This window comes from Leclercia sp. EC_58, assembly GCF_019584355.1.
Classification (GTDB): Bacteria; Pseudomonadota; Gammaproteobacteria; order Enterobacterales; family Enterobacteriaceae; genus Enterobacter.
The window spans coordinates 45468-69217 of the sequence record NZ_VDAM01000001.1 but is presented as its reverse complement, the minus strand read 5'-3'; the positions used below and the strand labels follow the sequence as shown (position 1 = coordinate 69217).

The following is a 23750-nucleotide window of genomic DNA, read 5'->3' as shown; positions in this document are numbered from 1 at the left end:
TGCAGCCAACGCATGATGGTTAATTATATATTATATCTATGGATGATGTATTAATACGCATTCATTGTAATTATGGGTGCGTTGATATTTCATGGAATAGATAAAAATCAGAGGGATTTATGAAAGTTTATTTGACAGGTGCCGCCATCCTTTTTTCTACTCTTTTTTTGTCTGCATGCGGATCTGGAAGCGTTACGACGCCTATTGCGAAAGCACCTGCTGAGCGTAAGCAGGAAGTGCAATGCTATCAGGAGTTTTCCGCGTTACAGAAGCTCGACCCCGTAGCCTATGAATCCTACCGTAAGCAATTCGATAATATTAATAAAAACTATAAAATTTACGAATCGAATAAATCCCTGGTGGATGGTAATGCTTCGGAGGTTATGCTCACCGAAATTAATAAAAAATTATCGCTGGTATGCGTAAGGATTCGTAATACGGTTTATACCAACATGATGAACCGTGCTAATGAAATGAATAAGTTATGAATAAATTCTTTAGCGCAGCACTGTACTGCGGATTGTTATTATCAGGCGGAAAGGCGCTTGCAGTTGGCACGGATTTATTAAAGCGTCTGGATGATGAAAAAATTATCGGCCAGGAGAAAACTAACCCCTTTATTGCCCCTGAAACCGCTACAACTCCCCAGAAGGCGGCAGTGGATCTTCCCCAATCGCAGGCGAGTAAGCCTGCTGATCCGGTACCCCGTGCCAGTGCCGTTAAAAGTGACAAGGCTGCCGGGATAGACCCGGCAAAAATTACGCGTCTGAACGACGCGCTTCGCCAGGCCAACTCCACCATTACCGCGTTAAATAAACAGCTAAGTGTTTTAGAAAGAGAGAAAGCCTCTCTGGAACAGGCGGTTGCCCATGAAAAGGATCGCGTTGCGGAAAAGGAGCAGGCGCTCGCCCGGCTTAAACCGCAACCGGATGGCAGTGCGCAAAAACTTGCTGTCGAAAGCCTCATTGCGGCATTACCAAAGTCTGCTGACATCGAGAAACAAAAAAACGCGGAACTGGCGGAACAACTGCGTAAAGCCAACGCGCAGCATGCCGCGCTGACCAAACAGCTGGCCGACCTGCAGGCGCAGAAGAATGCGCTGGATACCCAGCTGGCCTCTCTTAAAGCTCACTCTGAAAAAAGCACTGTCCTGACAGGGGAGATCGATGCCCTGAAAGCTCAGCTGTCCACTCAGAACCAGCAAAAAACCGCGCTGGAAAAGCGGCTGGCCGAGCTTGAGAAAGAGTTCAACAGTGAAAAGGCGAAATTCGCCATTACGCAAAGCCAGCTCGAAGATACCAAAAAAGTCCTGGCTTCTCAGGAGTCACTGCTGGCAACGCAAAAAAGCAACGCCGGAAGTGAGAAAGAGAAGCTCACTAAAGAGCTGACCGATCTGCAGGCGCAAAAAAAGGCGCTGGAAACCCAACTTACCGCGCTGAAGGCCGCCGATGAAAAGAGCGCCGCGCTGACCAAACAGCTGGCCGACCTGCAGGCGCAGAAGAATGCGCTGGATGCCCAGCTGGCCTCTCTTAAAACTCACTCTGAAAAGAGCACTGTCCTGACGGGTGAGATCGATGCCCTGAAAACTCAGCTGTCCACACAGAACCAGCAAAAAACCGCGCTGGAAAAGCGGCTGGCCGAGCTTGAGAAAGAGTTCAACAGTGAGAAGGCGAAATCCGCCATCGCGCAGAGCCAGCTTGAAGATACCAAAAAAGTCCTGGCTTCTCAGGAGTCACTGTTGGCAATGCAAAAAAGCAATGCCGGGAGCGAGAAAGAGAAGCTCACTAAAGAGCTGACCGATCTGCAAACGCAGAAGAAAGCGCTGGAAACTCAACTGGCGACGCTGAAACAGGCCATTGATAAAAATGCGACGCTCACAAAAGAGCTGACCGATCTGCAGGCGCAAAAAAAGGCGCTGGAAACCCAGCTTACCGCGCTGAAGACCGCCGATGAAAAGAGCGCCGCGCTGGCCAAAGAGTTGAGCGATCTGAAGACGCAGAAAAAGGCGCTGGAAACGGAGCTGATTGCGTTGAAAGAGACGCGTGAGAAAAATGCCGTCCTGACCAAACAGCTCGCAGAACTGCAGGCGCAGCGGCAGGTGCTGGATGCGCAGCTGGCTACCCTTAAAGCGAGCGGTGATAAAAGCACCGGTGTGGTCAAAGAGCTCGACACGTTAAAAGCGCAGCTATCGGCACTGAACCTGCAAAAAGCGACGCTGGAAACCCGTCTGGCCGAGCAGGAAAAGCAGTTCAGCAGTGAAAAAACGAAGTCCGATATTGTGCTGAAGCAGCTTGAAGATGCTAAAAAAGTTATCGCTTCTCAGGAATCCCTGCTCTCTTTACATAAAAGCAATACGGGTATTGAGAAAGAGAAGAGCAGCGCGCAGCTGGCGACCGCAGGTAAAGAGACCGCGGAACTGAAAAAGCAGCTGGCAGAGCTACAGAGGCAAAACGCCTCGCTTGAGGAGAAATATAAAACGCAAAATAGCTCTCTTACAGCGCTGACGGCTGAAAACCAGAAGTTAAAGGAGACTCAGGCTAAGGCTGGAAAAGACGTTGCGCCTGTGCAGCAGGTGAAGATTGATAAGACGGCGTCAAAAGATACGAAGACCAGCTACGCAATCGGTGCATGGTATGGCGATGCGGCAGAGCGTGAGAAAGCCAAGCTGGACGGTCTGAGTAAAAAACTCGATCTTAACGCCTTTATGCAGGGCTTTAACGATAAGGTGACTAACAAGCTACAGCTGGCAGAAGCCACGCTTTCGAAAGAGCTGACGGCACTGGATCAGTTACAGAAAAAACAGTTTGTCGCAACGCAAAGTGAAAATGAAAAGCAGAGTAAAGCTATCATGACAAAAGCGGCGAATGAGAAGGGGGCTAAGCGACTACCTGATGGCGCTGTCTACAGGGTGATTAAAAAAGGTGAAGCTCCCCTGATCAACGACAAAAATGAAATCATGACCGAAATCGATGAAGTGCTCGGCACCGGTAAAGTCATGTCCAAGAATGAAATTCGTGCCAGTCGGGTGAAAGATTTACCGCCGCTGTTCCAGACGGTAGTGAAAAAGCTGGGTCTGGGCGGAGAGGCAAAAATCCATATCCCGGCGAAGCAGGCGTATGGTGAATCGGGTGTCCCCGGTTTCGTACCGCCAGGTACAGTCTCGATCATCACGATTAAAATTATTGGGATTAAGTAGCCGTAACCGCGGCCATAAAAAAACGGATCTGCATACAGATCCGTTTTTCTTTTCAGGCAAACACGTCAGTGGGCGCCGCCCCCTCCGCCACCCGCCCCGAACGGCGGTTTGGCAAACCAGATCAGCCCCAGTAACACAATGAACACACCTGCCGACAGCCAGAAGATCTCGTTGGCCGAAATTATCAGCCCCTGAGCGGTGATCTGCTGTGCTATCCACCCGGATGCCTGTTGCTCGGTCATGCCCATTCCCTGCAGCTGGCTGTACATCTCCTGCGCCTGCGGATTGAACACGTTCACCGACTCGGTCAGCTGCGCATGGTGCAACGACTCCCGGTTGGTCCACATGGTTGTCGTCATCGAGGTGCCGATAGAGCCCGCCAGCGTACGCATAAAGTTCGACAGGCTGGACGCCGCCGCCATCCTTTCTGGCGGCAGACCGGAGAGGGTGATGGTGGTCAGTGGCATAAAGAAGCAGGCCACTGCAAACCCCTGGATGAACTGCGGCCACGCGGAGGCGCCAAAGTCCATGCCCGGTTCAAAGGTATAGGCGCGCCAGTAGAAGCACACCGCATACATGATGAAGCTGAAGGTCACCAGGCGTCGCATATCCAGCTTATGGGCGAAGCGGCCGATGATCGGCGACAGCAGGACCGGGATCACCCCGACCGGCGCCGACGCCAGCCCTGCCCAGGTGGCGGTATACCCGTACACCTCCTGCAACAGCTGCGGCAGCAGAACAATCGCGCCGAAGTAAAGCATGTAGGCAAGGCTGATACACAAACAACCTATGGTGAAGTTGCGTGATTTAAATAGCGACAAATCGACTATCGGGTTGTCGTCCGTCAGCTCCCACACAATCAGGAAGCTGAGCGCCACCACCGCCACAACAGTCAGAACGATGATCTCCTGGGAGGCGAACCAGTCCAGCTCTTTCCCGCGGTCGAGCATGATCTGCAGGCTACCGATGCCCAGCACCAGTAGCGCCAGCCCCACGCCATCAATCCGCCGCTGTTCAGTGCGGGTTTCGCGGCCACGCAGCGACTGCAGGGTCAGCAGTACCACCAGGGCGCCAATTGGCACGTTGATAAAGAAGATCCAGCCCCAGTGATAGTTATCGCTGATATAACCGCCCAGAATCGGGCCGCAGATCGGGGCGACAATCACCGTCATCGACCACAGCGCCAGCGCAATGGAGCGCTTGGCAGGCGGATAGTTGTTCAGGAGCAGACTTTGCGACAGCGGGATCAGCGGCCCGGCGACAATCCCCTGGATCACGCGGAAGAAGATGAGCATGTTCAGGCTGCTGGAGACGCCGCACGCCCAGGAGGCCAGCACGAAGGCGATTGTTGACCAGAGGAACAGTTTCACTTCCCCGACGCGCTTTGCCAGCCAGCCGGTAATCGGGATAGAGATCGCATTCGCCACCCCGAATGAGGTGATCACCCATGTCCCCTGGCTCAGGGATGAGCCAAGGTTCCCGGCGATGGTCGGGATCGCCACGTTCGCGATGGTGGAGTCCAGCACCTGCATGAATGTCGCCAGCGAAAGCGCAATGGTCATGATGACCAGCTGCGCCCCTTCCAACGGTTTTTGCGGTTTTTGCTGCTGCATAACGCTCACCTTCGGATTAACCGGCGTTTGCCTTCACGATCTCATCGATCAGTTTATTCACCGGCTCAAGGCTGATCTCGCGGGCATTACTTTCGTAGGCCGGGTTCGAACGTGCCTGGTTTGCCAGCATCTGGCCGTCACGGTTGGAGGTGTCCACCGTCACCAGCGTGGAGAGGCCAATACGCAGCGGATGGTCCGCCAGCTGTTTCTCATCCAGCTCGATACGCACCGGCAGACGCTGAACCACTTTGATCCAGTTCCCGGTGGCATTCTGCGCAGGCAGCAGCGAGAAGGCGCTGCCGGTGCCCATATCCAGCCCCACCACTTTACCGGTGTACTTCACGTCGTCGCCGTAGATGTCGCTGACGACCGTGGCGGTCTGGCCGATACGCATATGCGCCAGCTGGGTCTCTTTGAAGTTGGCGTCAATCCACAGGTTGGTTGCCGGCACCACCGCCATCAGCGGGGTGGAGGAGGTGATCTGCGCGCCAGGCTGCACGGAACGACGGGAAACGTAGCCGGTCATCGGGCTGACGATTTTGGTACGCTGCAGTGCCAGCCAGGCGTTACGGACTTCGGTCGCCGCCTGTTTTACCGCCGGTTGTTGGTCGAGCGTGGTATTCAGCACGATCGCCTGATTGGCGTTATATTGCTGAAGGGCCACATCCAGCTGGGCCTGCGCGCTGGCGACCGCGTCACGGGCGTGTTGCAGCTCTTCGCGGCCAATCAGGTTAGCCGAACCCAGCGGGACGCGACGATTGAGGTCGCTCTGGGCCTGGGCGAGGGCGGTTTTCTGCACGTCAATATTGGCCTGCAGCTGTTTGCTGTTGATCATCAGCTGGCGGGTCTGACGTACGCTTGACGCCAGCTCAGTCTGCGCTTTTTCAAACACCTGCTGGGCATCGGTCGGATCAAGCGTCACCAGCACGTCACCTTTTTGCACAAAGTCGGTATTGTCAGCCCAGACTTTCGTCACGCTGCCCGACACCTGCGCCATAATCTGAACCTGGTTCCCTGCCACATACGCGTCATCCGTCTCTTCACTATGACGCAGTACTAAAAACCAATAGATCCCATATGCCACGGCAATGATAATAAAGAGCAAGGTCAGCAGCAGAAGGGCGCGCTTGCGTTTGCCTTTCTTGTTGACCGGTTGCTGCGGGGTTGTGTTCTCCGCATTTGCGCTCATGTTGTTCTCCACGATCTTATTATTTCACATCGGCTGAGCCGACCTGTTATCAGAAAGGCCAGCACGATGAGATGCTGGCCTGACGGTTTTCTTATTAATCTGGATTTTGGAGCGTGTCGTCGCGTTAGCGCAGCGCCTCAAGAACAGCGCCATCTTCATCCATCTGGTCCAGACGGGTGAGCAGCTTACGGGTGATATGCTCAAGCTGATCTTTCTCTGCGTTACTTAAAGACGACCAGAGTTGATGCAGGCAGTTGTGCTGAGGTGGGAGCACCTCGCGCAGGAATTCGTGACCTTTCTCGGTCAGTTGCAGGTGCAGACAACGGCGGTCGTTGTCACTTTCGCGGCGCTCAATCCAGCCACGTTTTTCAAGCTCATCGGCAATACGGGTCGCATTGGTACGGGACGAACCCAGCGCGCAACTCAGCTCCGAAGGCTGAATGCTGTGATTTTCCTGAGACTCCAGCGTAATCAACGCCATAAATAACGTCTCGTTAATCCCTTGAGCTTTCAGCATTTTATTGCGATTTTCCAGCAGCTTACCCTGCATGTGCATGCAGAGACGCGTTAACAGGATCTCCTGATAAGGGAAATCTGCATAGCGACTGGCGCGAAATTTAAGCATTTGTTCAATGGGCGTAAACGAACTATCCATTTGGGCATAACCTCATTAATTACAGCCGATATAGTAACGACAGTGACAAATAATGTAAATGAATTATTTGTGCAGATAAAATCCGCAAGACGAATTTCACTGTCATCAAGAGCCGGGTTGATCCGTGACCCGGTAAGCACAGAAAAGAGGGGGTAACGCTGGCAAAACGGGGATGGGTCATCAGGCGTAAGCTATTCATGCGGTATTCTAATATATTACCCACATAAAAATTTTCGGTATAAATGATTGCGTACCTTAACAGACTGAGGGGCTCCTTAATACCCTGAGAGCCCCAAACTTATGTAAACCTTATTGAATAGCCTCCTGACGGTGATAACCGCGCCACCAGACCAGCAGGTTAAGCAGCGCCATCACCGCCCCGACCGCACACACGCCCGTCCAGCCGGCATGCTGCCACGCCGAGGCCGAAATGAGCGACCCGGCCGCACCGCCGATAAAGTAGCTGGTCATATACCCGGCCGTCAGGCGATTACGGGCATCCGGCTTGACGCGGTAAATCACGGTCTGGTTGGTGATATGCACCCCCTGCACGGTCAGGTCGAGCACCAGGATGCCGATAATCAGCGCCAGCACCGAGACATGTCCGTACCAGATTGCTGCCCAGGAGAGCAGCAGCATCACCAGGCCGACCGTGGTGGTGAGGTGCGATTTGCCCTTGTCCGCCAGGCCACCCGCAGGACGCGCCCCCAGCGCACCGGCAGCCCCGGCCAGACCAAACAGACCGATCACCCCTTCGGAATAGTTAAACGGCGGAGAGGCCAGCAGGAAGGCCATCGAGGTCCAGAGGATGCTGAAGTTGGCGAAGGTGAAACAGCCGAGCAACGCCCGGGTACGCAGCAGTTTATCCTTTATGAACAGGCTAAAGACGGAGCCCAGCAGCTGCGGATAGTTGAGATGGGTTTCTGACTTCACCTTCGGCAGGCCGCGCCACAGTGCCAGCGCCATCACCACCATCAGCACCGAGGCGACCCAATAAACGGTGCGCCAGCCGCCGATACCCGCCAGTAAGCCCGCAACGGTACGCGCCAGTAAAATCCCCAGCAGCAGGCCGCTCATAATGGTGCCCACCACCTTACCGCGTTTTTCCGGCGAGGCGAGGGTGGCGGCCAGCGGCACCAGTATCTGCGCCACTACTGAGAAAAGACCGGTCAGGGCGGTGCCGAGGATCATCATGCTCAGCGACTGGCTGGAGGCGGTGATCAACATCCCGCCCGCGGCCAGAAGCGTCATGGAGACAATCATCGCCCGGCGTTCAAACATATCCCCCAGCGGGACGAGGAACAGCAGACCAACGGCGTATCCCAGCTGGGCGGCGGTAACGATAAAACCGGCTGAGCTTGCCGAGAGCGAGAAGTTACGGGCGATGGTTTCCAGCAGGGGTTGCGCATAGTAATTGCTGGCGACCGCCAGACCGGTTGCCACTGACATCAGCAGAATAAGCGCGGGGCTAAGCCCTTGAGTTGTTTTTGTCATTTGGTTTCGAAATCATTAGTTAAGTGATTATTTTCTCGTAAACCATAATAACGGATGAAGTGAGGGGGCGGGGAGTTGTTAAGTGATGGATCGTGCGGTCTGCTCCCCTCTCCAGGAGAGAGGAGCAGAGTAGCGTTACTTCTGTGCCGCCAGGGCTTCATTTACCCATGCATCAAACTGCTGCTGGTGGGCTTTGATCCAGCCATCGATATGGCCCTGCACATCGGCCTCAGATGACTTGCCGGCATGCATCATCGCGTTCTGCGCGTTGATGTCCGCCAGCGGCAGCTTCATGACTGAGAACAGCTTCGCCGCCGCCGGGTTTTTCTCAGCCCAGGCTTTGTTGGCCACAATGTGCATGGTATTCACCGGGAAGCCGTAGTTCATGCCGTTAGGCAGTTTGGTGTCGATATCCTTCTGCTCGCCCGGCAGGGAGGAGAACGGCACCTGCAACCAGACCACATCTTTACCCGGCTTCAGTACGTCGCTCACCCAGTATGGTGTCCAGGTGTAATAGATGACCGGCTTGCCTTCCTTAAAGCGGGCAATGGTGTCCGCCATCATCGCAGAGTAGTTGCCGTGACTCACTTCCACGGTTTTCGCCAGGTCGAAGGCTTTGTTCTGGTGGTTAATCACCGCTTCGCAGCCCCAGCCTGGCGAGCAGCCCATCATGTCGGCTTTGCCGTCTCCGTTGGTATCGAACAGCTTCGCAATCTTCGGATCTTTCAGCTGCTCAATATTGGTGATGTGGTACTGGTCGGCGGTTTTCTTGTCGATCAGGTAACCCTGAGCCGCACCGGAGACAAAGGTCCCTTCACGGTAGAACTTTTTGTCGCCGCCCGCGGCGGTGTACATGTCGTCATGCAGCGGCTGCCAGTTCACGGCAGTAAAGGTGGCATCGCCGGAGGCAATGGAGGTATAGCCGACGTTGTAATCCACTTCGCTGGGTTTATTAACCGTATAGCCCAGCTTCTCCAGCGCCCGGCTGACCAGCCCGGTCTGGAATGACTCTTCGGAGATGGTGCTCTGGACCGGTTGCACGGTAATACCGGTGCCCGGCAGGTCGGCAGCGAATGCGCTGGTAGAGGCAAGGGTGGCAAACGCTGTGGCAAAAAGTACGCTATGTCGCATCGTTGTTCCTTATTTAGACGTTGTGAATGGGCGGGTAAGCAACCCGACAGGGCCGGTGGTATACCAGCGACGGTTGCCGCGACTGCGTGCATCACGACCGACAGCCTGGGTCAGGCGGTCAAGGATAATGGCGAGGATCACGATCCCGACGCCACCGACGGTGGCCAGCCCCATATCGAGACGACCAATCCCGCGCAGCACCATCTGGCCCAGACCGCCCACGGCGATCATCGAGGCGATCACCACCATCGACAGGGCCAGCATCAGGGTCTGGTTTACGCCCGCCATAATGGTGGGCATCGCCAGCGGCAGCTGCACCTTAAACAGCATCTGACGCGGACTGGCGCCAAACGAGCGCGAGGCTTCGATCAGATCCGCCGGGACCTGGTTAATGCCCAGAATGGTCAGACGCACAATCGGCGGCAGGGCGAAGATAATGGTCACCACCACGCCCGGCACGTTACCGATGCCGAACAGCATCACGATAGGCACCAGGTAGACAAACGCCGGGGTGGTCTGCATCGCATCCAGCAGCGGGCGGATGATTTTCGCTGCCCGCGGGCTGCGCGCCAGCCAGATCCCCATCGGCAGGCCGATCACCACGCAGAAGAGCAGAGCGGTCAGTACCAGCGCCAGGGTGATCATCGCCTGGGACCACGCGCCAATGGCGCCGATGGCGATGAGCGAGATCAGCGTGGCGATCCCCATTCCCGCGCTGCCAAACTGCCAGGCAATCAGCGAGAAGAGCACGATGGCGACCGGAGCAGGCATCCCCAGCATCAGCTGCTGGAAGCCGTTGAGGATGTAGTCCACCGGGACGCGGATCCCCTGGAAGACCGGGCGGAAGTGGGTCACCACCCAGTCGATCCCCTCCGTCACCCAGCTGTCGAGCGGGATCAGGGTCTTATGGAACGGATCCATAATATTGAAATGTTCTGGTTCCAGCGCCGGAGCGCTGGTCAGCCAGTCAGCGCCGCCGCCGTCGGCGGGTGCTGGCGTAGAAGAACCCCACGCGTCAGCGGATTGCGCCGCGCTGTCCGCCGCCTCTGTAGTACCCCACGGGTTAGATTGATCAGCCATTGTTTGCCCCCTCGCGATCTAAAGCCTGCAGCAGCATGCGTTTTGAAATGATGCCGACGTACTGTTGTTCCTCTCCAATTACCGGCACCGCACAGGGCGCCTGGCCGACATGGGAGAGCAACTCGCTGAGCGGCGTTTCTGCGTCCACGGCAAGTGGCGCGTCAATTAACGCTGCATCGATACCCTGATTTTCGCCAAGGGCGGTTTTCAGGGAGTCGATGGAGACAACACCGACAAATTTATTCCCGCGTTCAACCAGATAACCGTATTCCCGGTCCTCATCCTGCAGCAGCTTCAGCGCCGAGCGCGGGCCAAAACCTGGCGTTTTACGGATAATGCCGTTTGGCGTGCGGCGGGCAATATCTTTGGCGCTAAATACCTGGCTAATATCCACGCCACGGAAGAAGGTGCGGACATAATCATTTGCCGGATTATTCAGAATTTCGTCCGGAGTACCCACCTGAACCACTTCGCCGTTTTGCATAATGGCAATCCGGTCGCCAATTCGCATGGCTTCATCGAGGTCATGGGAAATAAAGACAATGGTGCGCTGATGTCGGGATTGCAGTTTTACCAGCTCGTCCTGCATCTCGGTGCGAATTAATGGATCGAGGGCCGAGAAGGCTTCGTCCATTAATAATATATCGGGGTTGATCGCTAATGCGCGGGCTAATCCCACGCGCTGGCGCATCCCGCCGGAAAGTTCATCCGGATATGCGTGGGCGTAATTTTCCAGCCCCACCTGACGCAGCGCATCCAGCGCTTTTTCCTGGCGCTCATTGGCCGGTACGCCGGCTAATTCCATGCCGAAAGCAGTGTTATTTAACACCGTCATATGCGGCATCAGGGCGAACGACTGAAACACCATCGCGATCTTTTTTCTGCGCACCTCGCGGAGCTCGGCGTCTGATATTTTGGCGATATCGACGCCGTCAATCAGCACCTGTCCGCGGGTGGGTTCAATCAGGCGATTGAGAAGGCGAACCATAGTGGATTTACCCGAACCGGATAATCCCATGATGACAAATATCTCGCCTTCTTCAATGGCCAGACTGGCGTCTTTAACGCCAAGCGATAGCCCGGTTTTTTCCAGAATTTGTTCTTTTGAGAGACCTTTTTCAATATATTTGAAAGCCCTCTGCGGGTGCTCGCCAAATACTTTGTAGAGGTTTTTAACTTCTAATTTAATTGCCATGCAATAAAGAATGTCCCGTTATTTATTTAAATCGATAGCGTTACCAGTGAAATAATAAGCAGGCCATACCCTAACATACTCAGAATCTGAGACAACCCTTGCGGCGCTTGTGGCATGAATTTTGCCGTGGTTTGCACGCAGGCAATATCGCTCAATTTCCCATGAGATAAGGGCTGAGCGGGAAATGAATTTTTTTGAGATTTTTACCGTGCGGATGGGAAATTTCGCCTGAATCGATGTGATTCAGGCGAATATGACCGGAGAATTACAGCGTAGATCACGAAGAGATATTTGTCAGACATTAAGTGATATATTTCGCATTGAAAACCGATTTATTTTACTTAAAAATCCCAGTCCTGGTCTTCTGTCTCCACCGTTTTTCCCATGACATAGGACGATCCCGACCCGGAGAAAAAATCATGGTTTTCGTCACCATTCGGCGAGAGCGCGGCGAGGATCGCCGGGTTTACCTCCGCCATTTCCGGCGGGAAGAGCGCCTCGTAGCCGAGGTTCATCAGCGCTTTGTTGGCGTTGTAACAGAGGAACGCTTTCACATCCTCCTCCCAGCCCGTTCCGGCATAGAGCTCGTCGGTATAGTTCAGCTCGTTATCATACAGATCCATCAGCAGATCCAGCGCAAAACCCTTCAACGCCTCGCGTTCGGCCTCGCTAACTTTCTCCAGACCTTTCTGATACTTATAGCCAATATAATACCCGTGCACGGCCTCGTCCCGGATGATCAGCCGAATCAGATCCGCAGTATTGGTGAGCTTACCCCGGCTCGACCAGTACATCGGCAGCCAGAAGCCGGAGTAGAAAAGGAACGACTCCAGAAAGACGCTGGCGATCTTCTTCTTCAGCGGTTCGTCGGCGCGGTACTGTTCCAGTACCCGCTGGGCTTTACGCTGCAACGTGACGCTCTCTTCGCTCCAGCGGTACGCGGCATCCACATCTTTGGTCTGACAAAGCGTCGAGAAGATGGAGCTGTAGGAGCGGGCATGCACCGCCTCCATAAAGCTGATATTCGACATCACCGCCTCTTCGTGCGGGGTCAGCGCATCGTCAATCAGCGCCGGCGCGCCCACCGTATTCTGCACCGTGTCGAGCAGCGTCAGGCCGGTAAAGACGCGGATAGTGAGCTGCTGCTCTTCGTGGCTTAAGGTCTGCCACGCCGGAACGTCGTTCGACAGCGGCACCTTTTCCGGTAGCCAGAAGTTGCTGGTCAGGCGGTTCCATACCTCCAGATCTTTGTCATCTTCAATCTTGTTCCAGTTAATGGCGTGAACCCGGGACAGTTTCATGCTCTCTCCTTACAGCGCGCAGGACACGCAGCCTTCTGTTTCGGTGCCTTCCAGCGCAAGCTGGCGCAGGCGAATGTAGTACAGGGTCTTGATCCCTTTCTTCCACGCATAGATCTGCGCTTTGTTGATGTCGCGGGTGGTGGCGGTGTCCGGGAAGAAGAGCGTCAGCGACAGCCCCTGATCGACATGTTTTGTCGCCTCGGCGTAGGTATCGATAATTTTTTCCGGGCCGATTTCATAGGCATCCTGATAGAGGTCCAGATTCTCATTCGTCATAAACGGGGCAGGGTAGTAGACGCGCCCGGTTTTCCCCTCTTTGCGGATCTCGATTTTCGACACAATCGGGTGAATGCTTGAGGTGGCATGGTTGATGTACGAGATCGACCCGGTGGGCGGTACCGCCTGCAGATTCTGGTTGTAGATGCCGTAGCGCATCACGTCGTCGCGCAGCTGTTGCCACATCGCCCGCGTTGGCAGGCGGACCCCGGTGCGGGTAAACAGCGCCCGCACTTTTTCCGTTTTTGGCTGCCAGTCGCCGCTGAGGTACAGGTTAAAGTACTCTCCGCTGGCGTAACGCGACTGCTCAAAACCGGCGAATCGCTGCCCTTTTTCACGGGCCAGCATCATTGAGGTGTTCAGCGCGTGCCAGGTGATGGTGTAGAAGTAGAGGTTGGTGAAATCCAGCCCCTCCGGGCTGCCGTAGGCAATGCCCTCCCGCGCCAGATAGCCGTGCAGATTCATCTGCCCCAGCCCAATGGCGTGCGAGGCGGCATTCCCGGCCTCTACCGACGGCACGCTGCGGATGTGGCTCATCTCCGACACTGCCGACAGGCCGCGCACCGCGGTCTCAACGGTGCGGCCAAAATCCGGGGAGTCCATGGTGTGGGCAATATTCAGCGAGCCCAGATTGCAGGAGATATCGTACCCGGTACGGGCGTAGTCCAGATTCTCGTCATAGGTTGAAGGGCTGTTAACCTGCAAAATCTCCGAGCAGAGGTTGCTCATATTGATGCGCCCGGCAATGGGGCTGGCGCGGTTGACCGTGTCCTCGTACATGATGTAGGGATAGCCGGACTCAAACTGGATCTCGGCCAGCCGCTGGAAGAACTCTCGGGCGTTGAGGGTTTTTTTGCGGATCCGCGTATCTGCCACCATCTCGTCATACAGCTCGCTCACCGCCACATCGCCAAACGGCTTACCGTAGATGCGCTCCACGTCGTAAGGGGAGAAGAGCGCCATATCGGCATTCTCTTTTGCCAGCCGGAAGGTAACATCCGGGATCACCACCCCCAGGGAGAGGGTTTTGATGCGAATTTTTTCGTCGGCGTTTTCGCGTTTGGTATCAAGAAAACGCATGATGTCCGGGTGATGGGCATGAAGATAGACCGCCCCTGCCCCCTGGCGCGCGCCGAGCTGGTTGGCGTAGGAGAAGGCATCTTCCAGCATCTTCATCACCGGGATCACCCCGGAGGACTGGTTCTCGATGCGCTTGATGGGCGCCCCCGCTTCCCGCAGGTTCGAAAGTAAAAAGGCCACGCCGCCGCCGCGTTTGGAAAGTTGTAGCGCCGAATTGACCGCCCGGCCAATCGACTCCATATTGTCTTCAATACGCAGCAGGAAACAGGAGACCAGCTCCCCGCGCTGCGCCTTGCCGCCGTTGAGGAAGGTAGGCGTGGCGGGCTGAAAACGCCCGGAAAGGATCTCGTCCGTCAGCTGGCGGGCCAGCGTTTCATCTCCCTGGGCCAGGGTCAGGGCGACCATCACCACCCGATCCTCAAAGCTCTCCAGATAGCGCTTTCCGTCGAAAGTTTTCAACGTATAGCTGGTGTAAAACTTCCAGGCGCCGAGGAAGGTCTGGAAACGAAAACCGCTGGCATGGGCATGGGCAAAGAGCGCCAGCACAAAGCTGCTCTCATAGCGCGCCAGCACCCGTGGGTCGTAGTAACCTTCCCTGAGCAGGTAGTCCAGACGCGCCTGCGGGCTGGCAAAGGTCATGCTGTTGGGGCGGACATGGGCGTTAAAAAAGGCGTCCACCGCCTCATGATCTTTGCTGAACTGGATCTTCCCGTCACCATCGTACAGGTTCAGCATAGCGTTCAGGGCATGGAAATCCTGCGATCCCTGCATCACGCGTTCTGCGGTTGTCGTTGCCAAAATTCGTTTACTCCTTTACGCACGTTGTCGACGTCCTGCTGTGTCCCCATCAGCTCAAAGCGATAGAGGTACGGCACGCCGCACTTTTGTGAGATGACATCCCCGGCGCGGCAGAAGGCATCGCCGAAATTACGGTTGCCGGCGGCGATCACCCCGCGGATAAGCCCCCGGTTATGGGGATCGTTAAGAAAGCGGATCGCCTGGCGCGGTACCGCCCCGGCGGTTCCACCGCCGCCGTAGCTGGGCACCACCAGAATAAAAGGCTCGTCCACCTGAATGCGCTCCCGCTCGTTCAGCGGGATCCGCACGGCGGGCAGCCCGAGGCGCACGATAAAGCGGTGCGTGTTCTCCGAGCTGCTGGAGAAGTAGACGAGCAGGCTCATGCCCGGGCGGCCTGCGCAGCCTGCGGCAGCCGGTTAATCAGATCCGGACGGAACCCCGACCAGCTCATCTCCCCGGCGACCACCACCGGCAACTGGCGGAACCCCTGGGCTTTAAGCCTCTCTGCCGCGTCGGCAACCTGATCCACATTCACCAGTTCGAAGCTCACGCCCCGACTCTCCATGGCGCGTTTGGTGGCATGGCACTGCACACAGTTGTCACGAGTGTAAATAATAATGCGCATGATTCGTATTTCCATTTAAAATGGGGGTCCAACGCGATTGAACGCGTCACCAGGAGTCTGTCTTGCTAAAAGGAATACTAGATGTAGTTATCTAAACTTTCAACCACACAAGATATGGGAAATTCAAGCGTATTTGCTGCCGGTAACAACTGTTACGGGAAGGGGGGCTATGGCTTATAAAAATGAAAAACCCCAACACCGCAGGGCATTGGGGTAGAAGAGCATAGTTCGGCGTTGGGCGTTACTTACGCAGGGCGAGCAGCGCACCGATGAAGATCCCGACGGCCGCGACGGTACCTACCGCACACATGGGTCTCTCGCGAATAAAGGTGTTCGCACAGTTTATGGCATCGCAGGCAGACTGTTTGCTGGTGGAGCATCCATTAAGACGCGCACGGGTTTCGCGCAGTAGCGACCGCGCCTTACGTCTCGCATCTTCCGCTTCGCCCTTCGCATCCGATCCCCAGGATTTCAAAACGCTTTCCAGCGTATCCGCTAATTTCCTGACATCGTTATGGATATCCTGAGCATCGTCCTCAACATCGTTTCGGTTTGATCGGCTAAACATACAATTCTCCCTTGAATTTGCGGTAATAAACAGTTTAGACCACCTTTTTAATATCTGAAGCTGGTCACGGCTTATCAGGCCGTTTATGGATTTTTCTGAAAGCACTGCTAATGCTGAATACGGTAAGGTTGCCCGGCAGGAAATGATAACGAGGAAAGAATATGTATTTACGACCCGATGAGGTTGCGCGCGAACTTGAAAAAGCGGGATTTACGGTGGATGTGGTAACACAAAAAGCATACGGTTATCGTCGTGGCGATAATTATGTTTATGTGAACCGGGAAGCCCGCATGGGGCGCACTGCGCTGATCATTCATCCGACGTTGAAAGAGAGAAGTCTTTCCTTCGCGGAGCCTGCTTCAGAGATGAAAACCAGCGACCATTACCAGCAGTTCCCGCTCTATTTAGGGGGCAATAATCAGGAACATTATGGTATTCCGCATGGTTTCAGTTCCCGCATGGCGCTGGAACGCTTTCTGAAAGGCCTGTTTGGCGACTCGCAATAACGACGCGACTGGCTTTCGCCAGTCGCCGTGTTTCAGGCCTTGATCTGCTGGTACTGGCTCACTTTAAACAGACGTCGGCAGTAGTCGAGGAAATAGCCGTAGACGGCGCCCATCATCATCGACACCACAATATTCGAACTTACAGCAGCGGCGATCTGGTGCCAGTCTGCGCCCACCGTTAATAAAATGGCGACATATACCGGCGACTGGAAGGTGACATAGGCCACCACGTCCGCCAGATTTTTCATCCAGACGGTAGATGAATAGCGGCGGGCAAAACGCATCACCGCATCGCGGTAGAAACCGTACGGCCATGCAATAAGGATGTTCACCGGCACGGCGACCAGACGTGAAGAAAGTGACTGCTCAAAGGTCATTCCGGAGAGGAATATTTCAATCAGCATGTTCACCACCGAACAGTAGACCACCATTGCAAATGTGTCCGCTACAGCGTGGCGCAGGCGAGACTGCCGTGAGAACATGTTCTGACTCCTGAAGATGATACGATAACGAGGCTAAAGCGGGTTGGGATAGTGCTTTAGTTTGCTTTGTTTTTCTTGTATAGCGTATCTCTCTGCATTGAAACTCTCAATTAGCGATAAATTTTTATTTACTGGCGTTTTGTCCGTAAAATTCTCTAAACGAACCGGTTTTGCCAGTGTTGCGTTATTTTCTTTGTTACTCTCTGTTTTTATGTTTTAAAACAACGACTTAATGTAACGTTTTTCCGCGTCTGGCATGACCTGTGTTCAGGTAAGGAAAAACGCCCATGTCGCAAGGCGGTTATGTTGTTAAAATGATGTTGTGCAGCGTAAAGCTCTGAGATTGATGATTTGGTTTTATGCGATGCAGATGAATGAATATTCGTTTTGCGCTGCAGCGGCTCAACCACTGATGCCGGTAATAGCACAGTGGTAATAAATAATGATTAAACAGCGGTCCTGAATAAATCATTCAAAGTGAAAATAACCATCATTATATATTCTTAATTCCCTGTTGTTTGACCTGAATTATATTTTCGTGCGGTATCGTCTGGATGTTTATAAACAAATGAATTACCATGAGCCGGTATTGATTATTCAGACGACTTTGAAAAGGTTTTCATATTACATGACTTCAATGTTACATAATCTTAATAATATCCGTTCACTTCGCGCGATGGCGCGTGAATTCTCTCTGGACGTGCTGGAAGATATGCTCGAAAAGCTGCGCATTGTCACGGAAGAAAAACGTAATGAGCAGGCTGAGATTGAACAGCAACGTGCCGAGCAGCAGCAGAAAATTAGCGCTCTGCTGGAGATGATGAAAGCTGACGGTATTTCGGCAGAAGACCTGCTGGGTTCGGAGCTGCTGAGCGCCAGCGCGCAGCCGAAAAAGCGCAAACCACGTGCTGCAAAATATCGCTATACCGATCTCGATGGCACTGAAAAAACCTGGACCGGCCAGGGCCGTACGCCGAAGCCTATCTCCCTTGCGCTGGCAGAGGGTAAATCACTGGATGATTTCCTGATTTAATCCGCGCAGACCGGGCGGATTCACGCCGCCCGGCAGCACCGGCGCTTAGCAGACGCCGAAATCGCCATCTTCTTTATACAGCGCCACATCCGCTGCTTTCAGGGTGTATTTATCTCCCTGTTCGTTACCTGCCTGCACCGCCACAATCTGATCTTCATGCACTTCGATGACTTTAAGTTTTGGTCCGCCCATGCGCGGCTGTACGAGATCGCCAACAGAAAACATAGTTACCTCCTTATGATGGATGAATTCCGAGCTTAGCCCAGGCGCAGGCCGCGGTACAGCGCGGCGGGCGGATTACCCCTTAATCGCCAGCCTAAACCTGTGTAAAGAGGGTAAAAGAGGGTAAAACTTCACGCCAACGCTGGCAGCCGTGCGTAGACTCGCTACCCTTAAAGTTAAAATCTCTTTTTTAACAATGACCTGACTGCTTGTATGGAGAATCTATGGGTTTCTGGCGTATCGTAATTACCATCCTGCTTCCCCCGCTTGGCGTGCTGCTGGGCAAAGGGTTTGGCTGGGCCTTTATCCTCAACGTCATCCTGACGCTACTGGGCTACATCCCCGGCCTTATCCATGCGTTTTGGGTGCAAAGCCGCAGCTAATCCCGCCACAGTAAATCGCTGTAGATTCCGGTCAGCACCCCCTGGGGCGCAAACTGCTGTTTGATCCAACGGGTGACCAGACCGGTTGCCGCATGCTGCGTGGCAAGCAGCATGCGCGAGTCCTGGCGCGGGTTATTGATGCGCCGCGTCACCAGCAGCCCCGCCTCGACTGCCTCTCTCGCCATATGTTCCGGTAAAAAACCGATCCCCTCGCCCAGAATCTGGCACTGGCATTTGGTATTAAAATCCGGGACCAGGATCGCCTCCTGGCCGTGCAGCAGCCAGCCCACTTTCTTGTTAATGGTATGGGCCGTGTCTTCGACCATGATGTTGGGATACAGGCGCAACTGGCTCTCGGCCAGCGGCTCCGGGGCCAGCGCCAGCGGATGGTCCGGGGCGATGGCAAACACCCAGCGGATCGCGCCAATTTCGGTGTAATCGATCCCGCCGCCGTCCAGCAGGGTATCCGGCGCGCCAATGGCGATGTTCGCCTGATTATTGATGATCGAATCCCAGACGCCGTTATACACCTCGGTGGTGACGGTGATCTGACAGGTGGGGAACTGTTTCTTTAATACCTGCAATAGGCGGGCGGTGTGGCGCGGCGTATAGAGCAGCTGGTTGATGCAGATCCGCACCCGCGTCTCAATGCCCTGGGAGATAGTATCTATCCCGCGTTTGATGGCGTGGAAGTCATTCAGCAGGTCTACTGCCTTACGGTAAAAGTAAAAGCCCGATTCGGTGAGTTCGATGCTGCGGGTGTTACGCACAAACAGCACCACGTCGAGGCCGGTCTCCATCCGCTTGATGGTGTAACTGATGGCCGAGGTGGTGACCCCCAGCTCGGTAGCCGCTTTGCTGAAGCTGCTGAAGCGGGCCGCGGTAGTAAACGCCAGCAGGTTCTCTTCGGTAAAGATGGAATTCATATTATGGCTCCCGGCACCCATCAGTTTTGAACATATTTTAACAACGCGGTTACAACTCATTTGAAGCCGGTCACAGTTCTGCTAATTTGCTGCGAGCCCCGCAGCGCAAGGCCTGCGTAAACATAAGCAGAATGCAGCTTAAGGGCCTAAAAAGCGGTAAAACATAAGGAAAAGGTTGCACAGACGCACGTTTTGACCGGACTGTTAAATTTAACTCAACAATGAATTCGCTGTCGATGAATCATTTTTAAGCGGATTCTTTTCTGACCAGGCCATTGCTATGCTCACTCCATCAGAAAGGAAAACCCGGAGTGTGGATATGTCCAGCAATGAACTCGTTACTGAATTTCTGTTAGCCGCCGAGCAGGGGAATGTCGCGGCATTAAACGCCTGTCTGGAAAAAGGGGTGGATATAAATGCCACCAACCGGCAGAAAAGAACCGCCATTATTATCGCCAGCCTGAATAAACACTATTCCTGCGTGGAGCGGCTGATTACCGCTGGCGCAAATATCGACCAGCAGGATCAGACCTGTTTCAACCCGTTCCTGATTAGCTGCCTGACCAACGATCTCACCCTGCTGCGTCTTGTGCTACCGGCCAACCCGGATCTCGACAGGCTGACCCGTTTTGGCGGGGTGGGGATCACCCCGGCCAGCGAGAAAGGGCATCTGGAGGTGGTACAAGAGCTACTGGCCCGCACCGACATCAACGTTAACCACACCAACTTTGTCGGCTGGACCCCGCTGCTCGAAGCCATTGTGTTAAATGACGGCGGCCCTCGCCAGCAGGCGATCGTGAAGCTACTGCTCGACCACGGCGCCAACCCGCACATGACCGATAAATACGGCAAATCCCCCCTCGAACTGGCGCGGGAAAAAGGCTTCAGCGAAATTGCCGACCTGCTGATCGCCGCCGGCGCGTAATACTCCCGGCCAGCCGTTTCGCGCTGGCCTGAAATAAAAATAGCTCTTCCCGTCATGCCTTCGGGCGTGATGTGGCCCCCTTTTGCCCGCATTCAGGAGGACGTAATGCCCACCAAAATCGTGATAAAAAAGAACACTTATTTTGATTCTGTTTCGCTGATGTCGGTTTCCACCAAAGCCAACAAATTGCCCGGCGTGGAGCAGGCCTTTGTTGCTATGGCCACCGAAATGAATAAAGGCGTATTAAAAAATCTCGGCCTGCTGACGCCGGAATTAGAAGACGCCAAAAACGGCGATCTGATGATTGTGATTAAAGGCGAGGCCGCTAACGACGACACCCTGGCCGCCATCGAAGCCCTGTTTACCCGCAAAGAGAGCGCAGGCTCACACGAATCGCGCTACGCCACGCTCGCCAGCGCCAAAACCCACCGCCCGGACGCCAACCTGGCGGTGATCTCGGTCAACGGCACCTTTGCCGCCCGCGAGGCGCGGCAGGCGCTGGAGAACAACCTCAACGTAATGCTCTTCTCGGATAACGTCTCCCTCGACGATGAGCTGGCGCTCAAGCAGCTGGCCCATGAAAAAGGGCTGCTGATGATGGGGCCGGACTGCGGTACCGCCATCATTAACGGGGCAGGGCTCTGCTTCGCCAACGCGGTCCGTCGCGGATCCATTGGCATCGTCGGCGCCTCCGGCACCGGCAGCCAGGAGCTGAGCGCGCGCATCCACGAGTTCGGGGGTGGCATCTCCCAGCTGATCGGCACAGGGGGTCGCGACCTGAGCGAAAAAATCGGCGGCCTGATGATGCTTGATGCTATCGCCATGCTGGAAGCGGACGACGCCACCCAGGTCATCGCCCTGATCTCCAAACCGCCTGCGCCTGCGGTGGCGGAAAAGGTGCTGGCCCGCGCCCGTGCCTGCCGCAAACCGGTCGTAGTCTGTTTCCTCGGCCGCAATGAACCCCCCGCCGATGAAGCGGGATTAGTGTTTGCCCGCGGCACCAAAGAGGCGGCACTGAAGGCGGTCCTGCTCACCGGCATCAAAAAAGAGTCCCTCGATCTGCACCCGCTTAACTGGCCGCTGATTGAAGAGGTGCGCGCCCATCTGACCCCGCAGCAGAAGTACATTCGCGGCCTGTTCTGCGGCGGTACCCTGTGCGACGAAGCGATGTTCGCCGCGCTGGAAAAATATGACGACGTCTGGAGCAACATCCAGCCGGACCCGGCTAAACGCCTGAAGGACATTAACGTCAGCCAGGCCCATACCTTCCTCGATTTCGGCGATGACAATTTCACCAACGGCAAACCGCACCCGATGATCGACCCGACCAACCGCATCAGCCGCCTGTTGCAGGAGGCACGCGATCCGGAAGTGGGTGTGATCGTGATGGATTTCGTCCTCGGCTTTGGATCGCATGACGATCCGGTAGGGGTGATGATCGAGGCGATCCAGGAGGCGCAGGCGATCGCGAAAGCCGATAACCGACCGCTGGTCATCCTCGGCTATGTGCTCGGCACCGACCAGGATCCCCAGTCTCTGGCGCAGCAGTGCCAGCGGCTCACCGACGCGGGCGTCATCTGGGCCAGCAGCAGCACCAACACCGGATTACTGGCACGTGAATTTGTCTTCAAAGGAGAGAAAGCCTGATGACCACCTTATTTAACCAGCCGCTAAACGTCATTAACGTCGGCATCGCCTTGTTCAGCGACGATCTCAAGAAGCAGCACGTTCCGGTCACCCATCTCGACTGGACCCCGCCGGGGCAGGGCAATATGCAGGTCGTTGAAGCCCTCGATCAGCTGGCTGAAAAATCGCTGGCGGAGAAGATCGCCGCGGCTAACAAGGTTGCCCTTGAACGCATTATTCAGTCGCATCCGGTGCTGGTGGGTTATGACCAGGCGATCAACGTCGTGCCAGGCATGACCCGCACCACCATTCTACATGCCGGTCCGCCGGTGGCATGGGAAAACATGTGCGGGGCGATGAAAGGAGCGGTCACCGGGGCGCTGGTGTTTGAAGGTTTAGCCAGGGATCTGGAAGAGGCGGCACGACTGGCGGCCTCCGGGGAGATCACCTTCTCGCCGTGCCACGAGCACGACTGCGTGGGGTCGATGGCGGGCGTCACCTCGGCGTCGATGTTTATGCACATCGTCGAGAACAAAACCTACGGCAACCGCGCCTTCACCAACCTCAGCGAACAGATGGCGAAGATCCTGCGCATGGGGGCCAATGACCAGAGCGTGATCGACCGTCTGAACTGGATGCGCGACGTGCTCGGCCCGATGCTGCGCGACGCCATGAAAATCATCGGCGAAATCGACCTGCGCCTGATGCTGGCTCAGGCGCTGCACATGGGCGACGAGTGCCACAACCGCAACAACGCCGGCACCACGCTGTTGATTCAGGCCTTAACCCCGGGGCTGATCCAGGCGGGCTATCCGGTGGAGCAGCAGCGGCAGGTGTTTGAATTCGTCGCCAGCAGCGACTACTTCTCCGGCCCGACCTGGATGGCGATGTGTAAGGCCGCGCTGGATGCCGCCCACGGCATCGAGTACAGCACCGTGGTCACCACCATGGCGCGCAACGGCTACGAGTTCGGCCTGCGCGTTTCCGGCCTGCCGGGGCAGTGGTTCACCGGTCCGGCGCAGCAGGTGATTGGCCCGATGTTCGCGGGATACAAGCCGGAAGACTCCGGACTGGATATCGGCGACAGCGCCATCACCGAAACCTACGGCATTGGCGGTTTTGCGATGGCGACGGCCCCGGCGATTGTCGCCCTGGTGGGCGGTACGGTGGAAGAAGCCATCGACTTCTCCCGCCAGATGCGCGAGATCACGCTGGGCGAAAACCCGAACGTCACCATTCCGCTGCTCTCGTTTATGGGCGTTCCCACCGCCATTGACATCACCCGCGTGGCGGGCAGCGGTATTCTGCCGGTGATCAACACCGCCATTGCCCATAAAGATGCGGGCATCGGCATGATTGGTGCCGGGATCGTTCATCCGCCATTTAGCTGTTTTGAAAAGGCGCTGTTAGCCTTCCGCGATCGCTATTTCCTTTAAGGTAAGCATC

Annotated in this window: 23 protein-coding genes; 8 read left to right on the top strand and 15 right to left on the bottom strand. The window is 55.4% G+C overall.

The window, feature by feature from the left end; translation table 11 throughout:
• Nucleotides 1–119 precede the first annotated feature (119 nt).
• Entirely contained in the window at nucleotides 120–488 is a 369-nt protein-coding gene (locus FHC51_RS00340) for a hypothetical protein (protein WP_146052340.1), read from the top strand.
• Nucleotides 485–3196, top strand: a complete 2712-nt coding sequence (locus tag FHC51_RS00335; protein ID WP_220434659.1) for an FKBP-type peptidyl-prolyl cis-trans isomerase N-terminal domain-containing protein — start codon at nucleotides 485–487, stop codon at nucleotides 3194–3196. Before FHC51_RS00340 ends, FHC51_RS00335 begins: the two co-directional genes overlap by 4 nt.
• A 65-nt stretch (nucleotides 3197–3261) precedes the next feature.
• On the opposite strand, the gene emrB is transcribed toward FHC51_RS00335, so the two are convergent.
• The 12 genes from emrB to FHC51_RS00275 form a co-directional block, all read right to left on the bottom strand.
• Complete coding sequence (emrB, locus tag FHC51_RS00330; RefSeq protein WP_220434658.1) at nucleotides 3262–4809, bottom strand: multidrug efflux MFS transporter permease subunit EmrB; 1548 nt, start codon at nucleotides 4807–4809, stop codon at nucleotides 3262–3264.
• A 16-nt stretch (nucleotides 4810–4825) separates the two neighbouring features.
• Nucleotides 4826–5998, bottom strand: a complete 1173-nt coding sequence (gene emrA, locus FHC51_RS00325; RefSeq protein WP_220434657.1) for a multidrug efflux MFS transporter periplasmic adaptor subunit EmrA — start codon at nucleotides 5996–5998, stop codon at nucleotides 4826–4828.
• 124 nt (nucleotides 5999–6122) lie between these two features.
• The gene (gene mprA / locus FHC51_RS00320; RefSeq protein ID WP_039029994.1) at nucleotides 6123–6653 is read right to left on the bottom strand and encodes a transcriptional repressor MprA; all 531 of its coding nucleotides are present in this window, start codon (nucleotides 6651–6653) and stop codon (nucleotides 6123–6125) included.
• A 309-nt stretch (nucleotides 6654–6962) separates the two neighbouring features.
• Nucleotides 6963–8147 (bottom strand): MFS transporter, encoded by a 1185-nt coding sequence (locus FHC51_RS00315; RefSeq protein WP_220434656.1) that lies wholly within the window; start codon nucleotides 8145–8147, stop codon nucleotides 6963–6965.
• 135 nt (nucleotides 8148–8282) lie between these two features.
• Nucleotides 8283–9278, bottom strand: coding sequence for a glycine betaine/L-proline ABC transporter substrate-binding protein ProX (proX, locus tag FHC51_RS00310; protein WP_156655146.1), 996 nt, complete (start codon nucleotides 9276–9278; stop codon nucleotides 8283–8285).
• A 9-nt stretch (nucleotides 9279–9287) separates the two neighbouring features.
• The gene (proW, locus tag FHC51_RS00305) at nucleotides 9288–10358 is read right to left on the bottom strand and encodes a glycine betaine/L-proline ABC transporter permease ProW (protein WP_220434655.1); all 1071 of its coding nucleotides are present in this window, start codon (nucleotides 10356–10358) and stop codon (nucleotides 9288–9290) included.
• Nucleotides 10351–11553 carry a glycine betaine/L-proline ABC transporter ATP-binding protein ProV gene (gene proV, locus FHC51_RS00300; RefSeq protein WP_220434654.1) on the bottom strand — a complete coding sequence of 401 codons (1203 nt, stop codon included), beginning with the start codon at nucleotides 11551–11553 and terminating at the stop codon, nucleotides 10351–10353. Before proV ends, proW begins: the two co-directional genes overlap by 8 nt.
• 341 nt (nucleotides 11554–11894) lie before the next feature.
• Nucleotides 11895–12854 carry a class 1b ribonucleoside-diphosphate reductase subunit beta gene (gene nrdF, locus FHC51_RS00295; protein ID WP_114385886.1) on the bottom strand — a complete coding sequence of 320 codons (960 nt, stop codon included), beginning with the start codon at nucleotides 12852–12854 and terminating at the stop codon, nucleotides 11895–11897.
• Between the two features lie 9 nt (nucleotides 12855–12863).
• Complete coding sequence (gene nrdE, locus FHC51_RS00290) at nucleotides 12864–15008, bottom strand: class 1b ribonucleoside-diphosphate reductase subunit alpha (RefSeq protein ID WP_220434653.1); 2145 nt, start codon at nucleotides 15006–15008, stop codon at nucleotides 12864–12866.
• A complete protein-coding gene (nrdI, locus tag FHC51_RS00285) occupies nucleotides 14981–15391 on the bottom strand; it encodes a class Ib ribonucleoside-diphosphate reductase assembly flavoprotein NrdI (RefSeq protein ID WP_103822649.1) in 411 nt (136 codons plus the stop codon). Before nrdI ends, nrdE begins: the two co-directional genes overlap by 28 nt.
• Nucleotides 15388–15633 (bottom strand): glutaredoxin-like protein NrdH, encoded by a 246-nt coding sequence (nrdH, locus tag FHC51_RS00280; protein WP_180209177.1) that lies wholly within the window; start codon nucleotides 15631–15633, stop codon nucleotides 15388–15390. The genes nrdI and nrdH overlap by 4 nt, the downstream gene beginning before the upstream one ends.
• A 241-nt stretch (nucleotides 15634–15874) precedes the next feature.
• On the bottom strand, nucleotides 15875–16201 hold the full coding sequence (locus FHC51_RS00275; RefSeq protein WP_103822647.1) for a DUF883 family protein: 327 nt from the start codon (nucleotides 16199–16201) through the stop codon (nucleotides 15875–15877).
• Nucleotides 16202–16362: 161 nt separating this feature from the next.
• Here FHC51_RS00275 and FHC51_RS00270 point away from each other — a divergent pair, with 161 nt between their 5' ends.
• Nucleotides 16363–16707: a DUF2002 family protein gene (locus FHC51_RS00270; protein WP_039030004.1), complete on the top strand. Its 345-nt coding sequence runs from the start codon at nucleotides 16363–16365 to the stop codon at nucleotides 16705–16707.
• 32 nt (nucleotides 16708–16739) lie between these two features.
• Here the strand turns inward: FHC51_RS00270 and alaE are convergent, their stop codons facing one another.
• Nucleotides 16740–17189 carry an L-alanine exporter AlaE gene (gene alaE / locus FHC51_RS00265; RefSeq protein WP_220434652.1) on the bottom strand — a complete coding sequence of 150 codons (450 nt, stop codon included), beginning with the start codon at nucleotides 17187–17189 and terminating at the stop codon, nucleotides 16740–16742.
• A 628-nt stretch (nucleotides 17190–17817) separates the two neighbouring features.
• Between alaE and stpA the strand changes: the two genes are divergently transcribed.
• Complete coding sequence (stpA, locus tag FHC51_RS00260; protein ID WP_103822955.1) at nucleotides 17818–18222, top strand: DNA-binding protein StpA; 405 nt, start codon at nucleotides 17818–17820, stop codon at nucleotides 18220–18222.
• A gap of 45 nt (nucleotides 18223–18267) precedes the next feature.
• Here stpA and FHC51_RS00255 read toward each other — a convergent pair whose 3' ends face one another.
• Nucleotides 18268–18447 (bottom strand): hypothetical protein, encoded by a 180-nt coding sequence (locus FHC51_RS00255; protein ID WP_103822645.1) that lies wholly within the window; start codon nucleotides 18445–18447, stop codon nucleotides 18268–18270.
• 221 nt (nucleotides 18448–18668) lie between these two features.
• Here FHC51_RS00255 and FHC51_RS00250 point away from each other — a divergent pair, with 221 nt between their 5' ends.
• A complete protein-coding gene (locus FHC51_RS00250) occupies nucleotides 18669–18827 on the top strand; it encodes a YqaE/Pmp3 family membrane protein (protein ID WP_103822644.1) in 159 nt (52 codons plus the stop codon).
• On the opposite strand, the gene FHC51_RS00245 is transcribed toward FHC51_RS00250, so the two are convergent.
• The gene (locus FHC51_RS00245) at nucleotides 18824–19753 is read right to left on the bottom strand and encodes a LysR substrate-binding domain-containing protein (RefSeq protein WP_103822643.1); all 930 of its coding nucleotides are present in this window, start codon (nucleotides 19751–19753) and stop codon (nucleotides 18824–18826) included. The two genes, FHC51_RS00250 and FHC51_RS00245, sit on opposite strands and share 4 nt — an antisense overlap.
• A gap of 319 nt (nucleotides 19754–20072) precedes the next feature.
• On the opposite strand from FHC51_RS00245, the gene FHC51_RS00240 reads away from it, so the two are divergent.
• From FHC51_RS00240 to FHC51_RS00230, 3 genes are all read left to right on the top strand, one after another.
• Nucleotides 20073–20678: an ankyrin repeat domain-containing protein gene (locus FHC51_RS00240; protein ID WP_220434651.1), complete on the top strand. Its 606-nt coding sequence runs from the start codon at nucleotides 20073–20075 to the stop codon at nucleotides 20676–20678.
• A gap of 105 nt (nucleotides 20679–20783) precedes the next feature.
• Nucleotides 20784–22325 (top strand): acyl-CoA synthetase FdrA, encoded by a 1542-nt coding sequence (gene fdrA / locus FHC51_RS00235; protein ID WP_220434650.1) that lies wholly within the window; start codon nucleotides 20784–20786, stop codon nucleotides 22323–22325.
• Nucleotides 22325–23740: a DUF1116 domain-containing protein gene (locus tag FHC51_RS00230; RefSeq protein ID WP_210406688.1), complete on the top strand. Its 1416-nt coding sequence runs from the start codon at nucleotides 22325–22327 to the stop codon at nucleotides 23738–23740. Before fdrA ends, FHC51_RS00230 begins: the two co-directional genes overlap by 1 nt.
• Nucleotides 23741–23750: the final 10 nt, after the last annotated feature.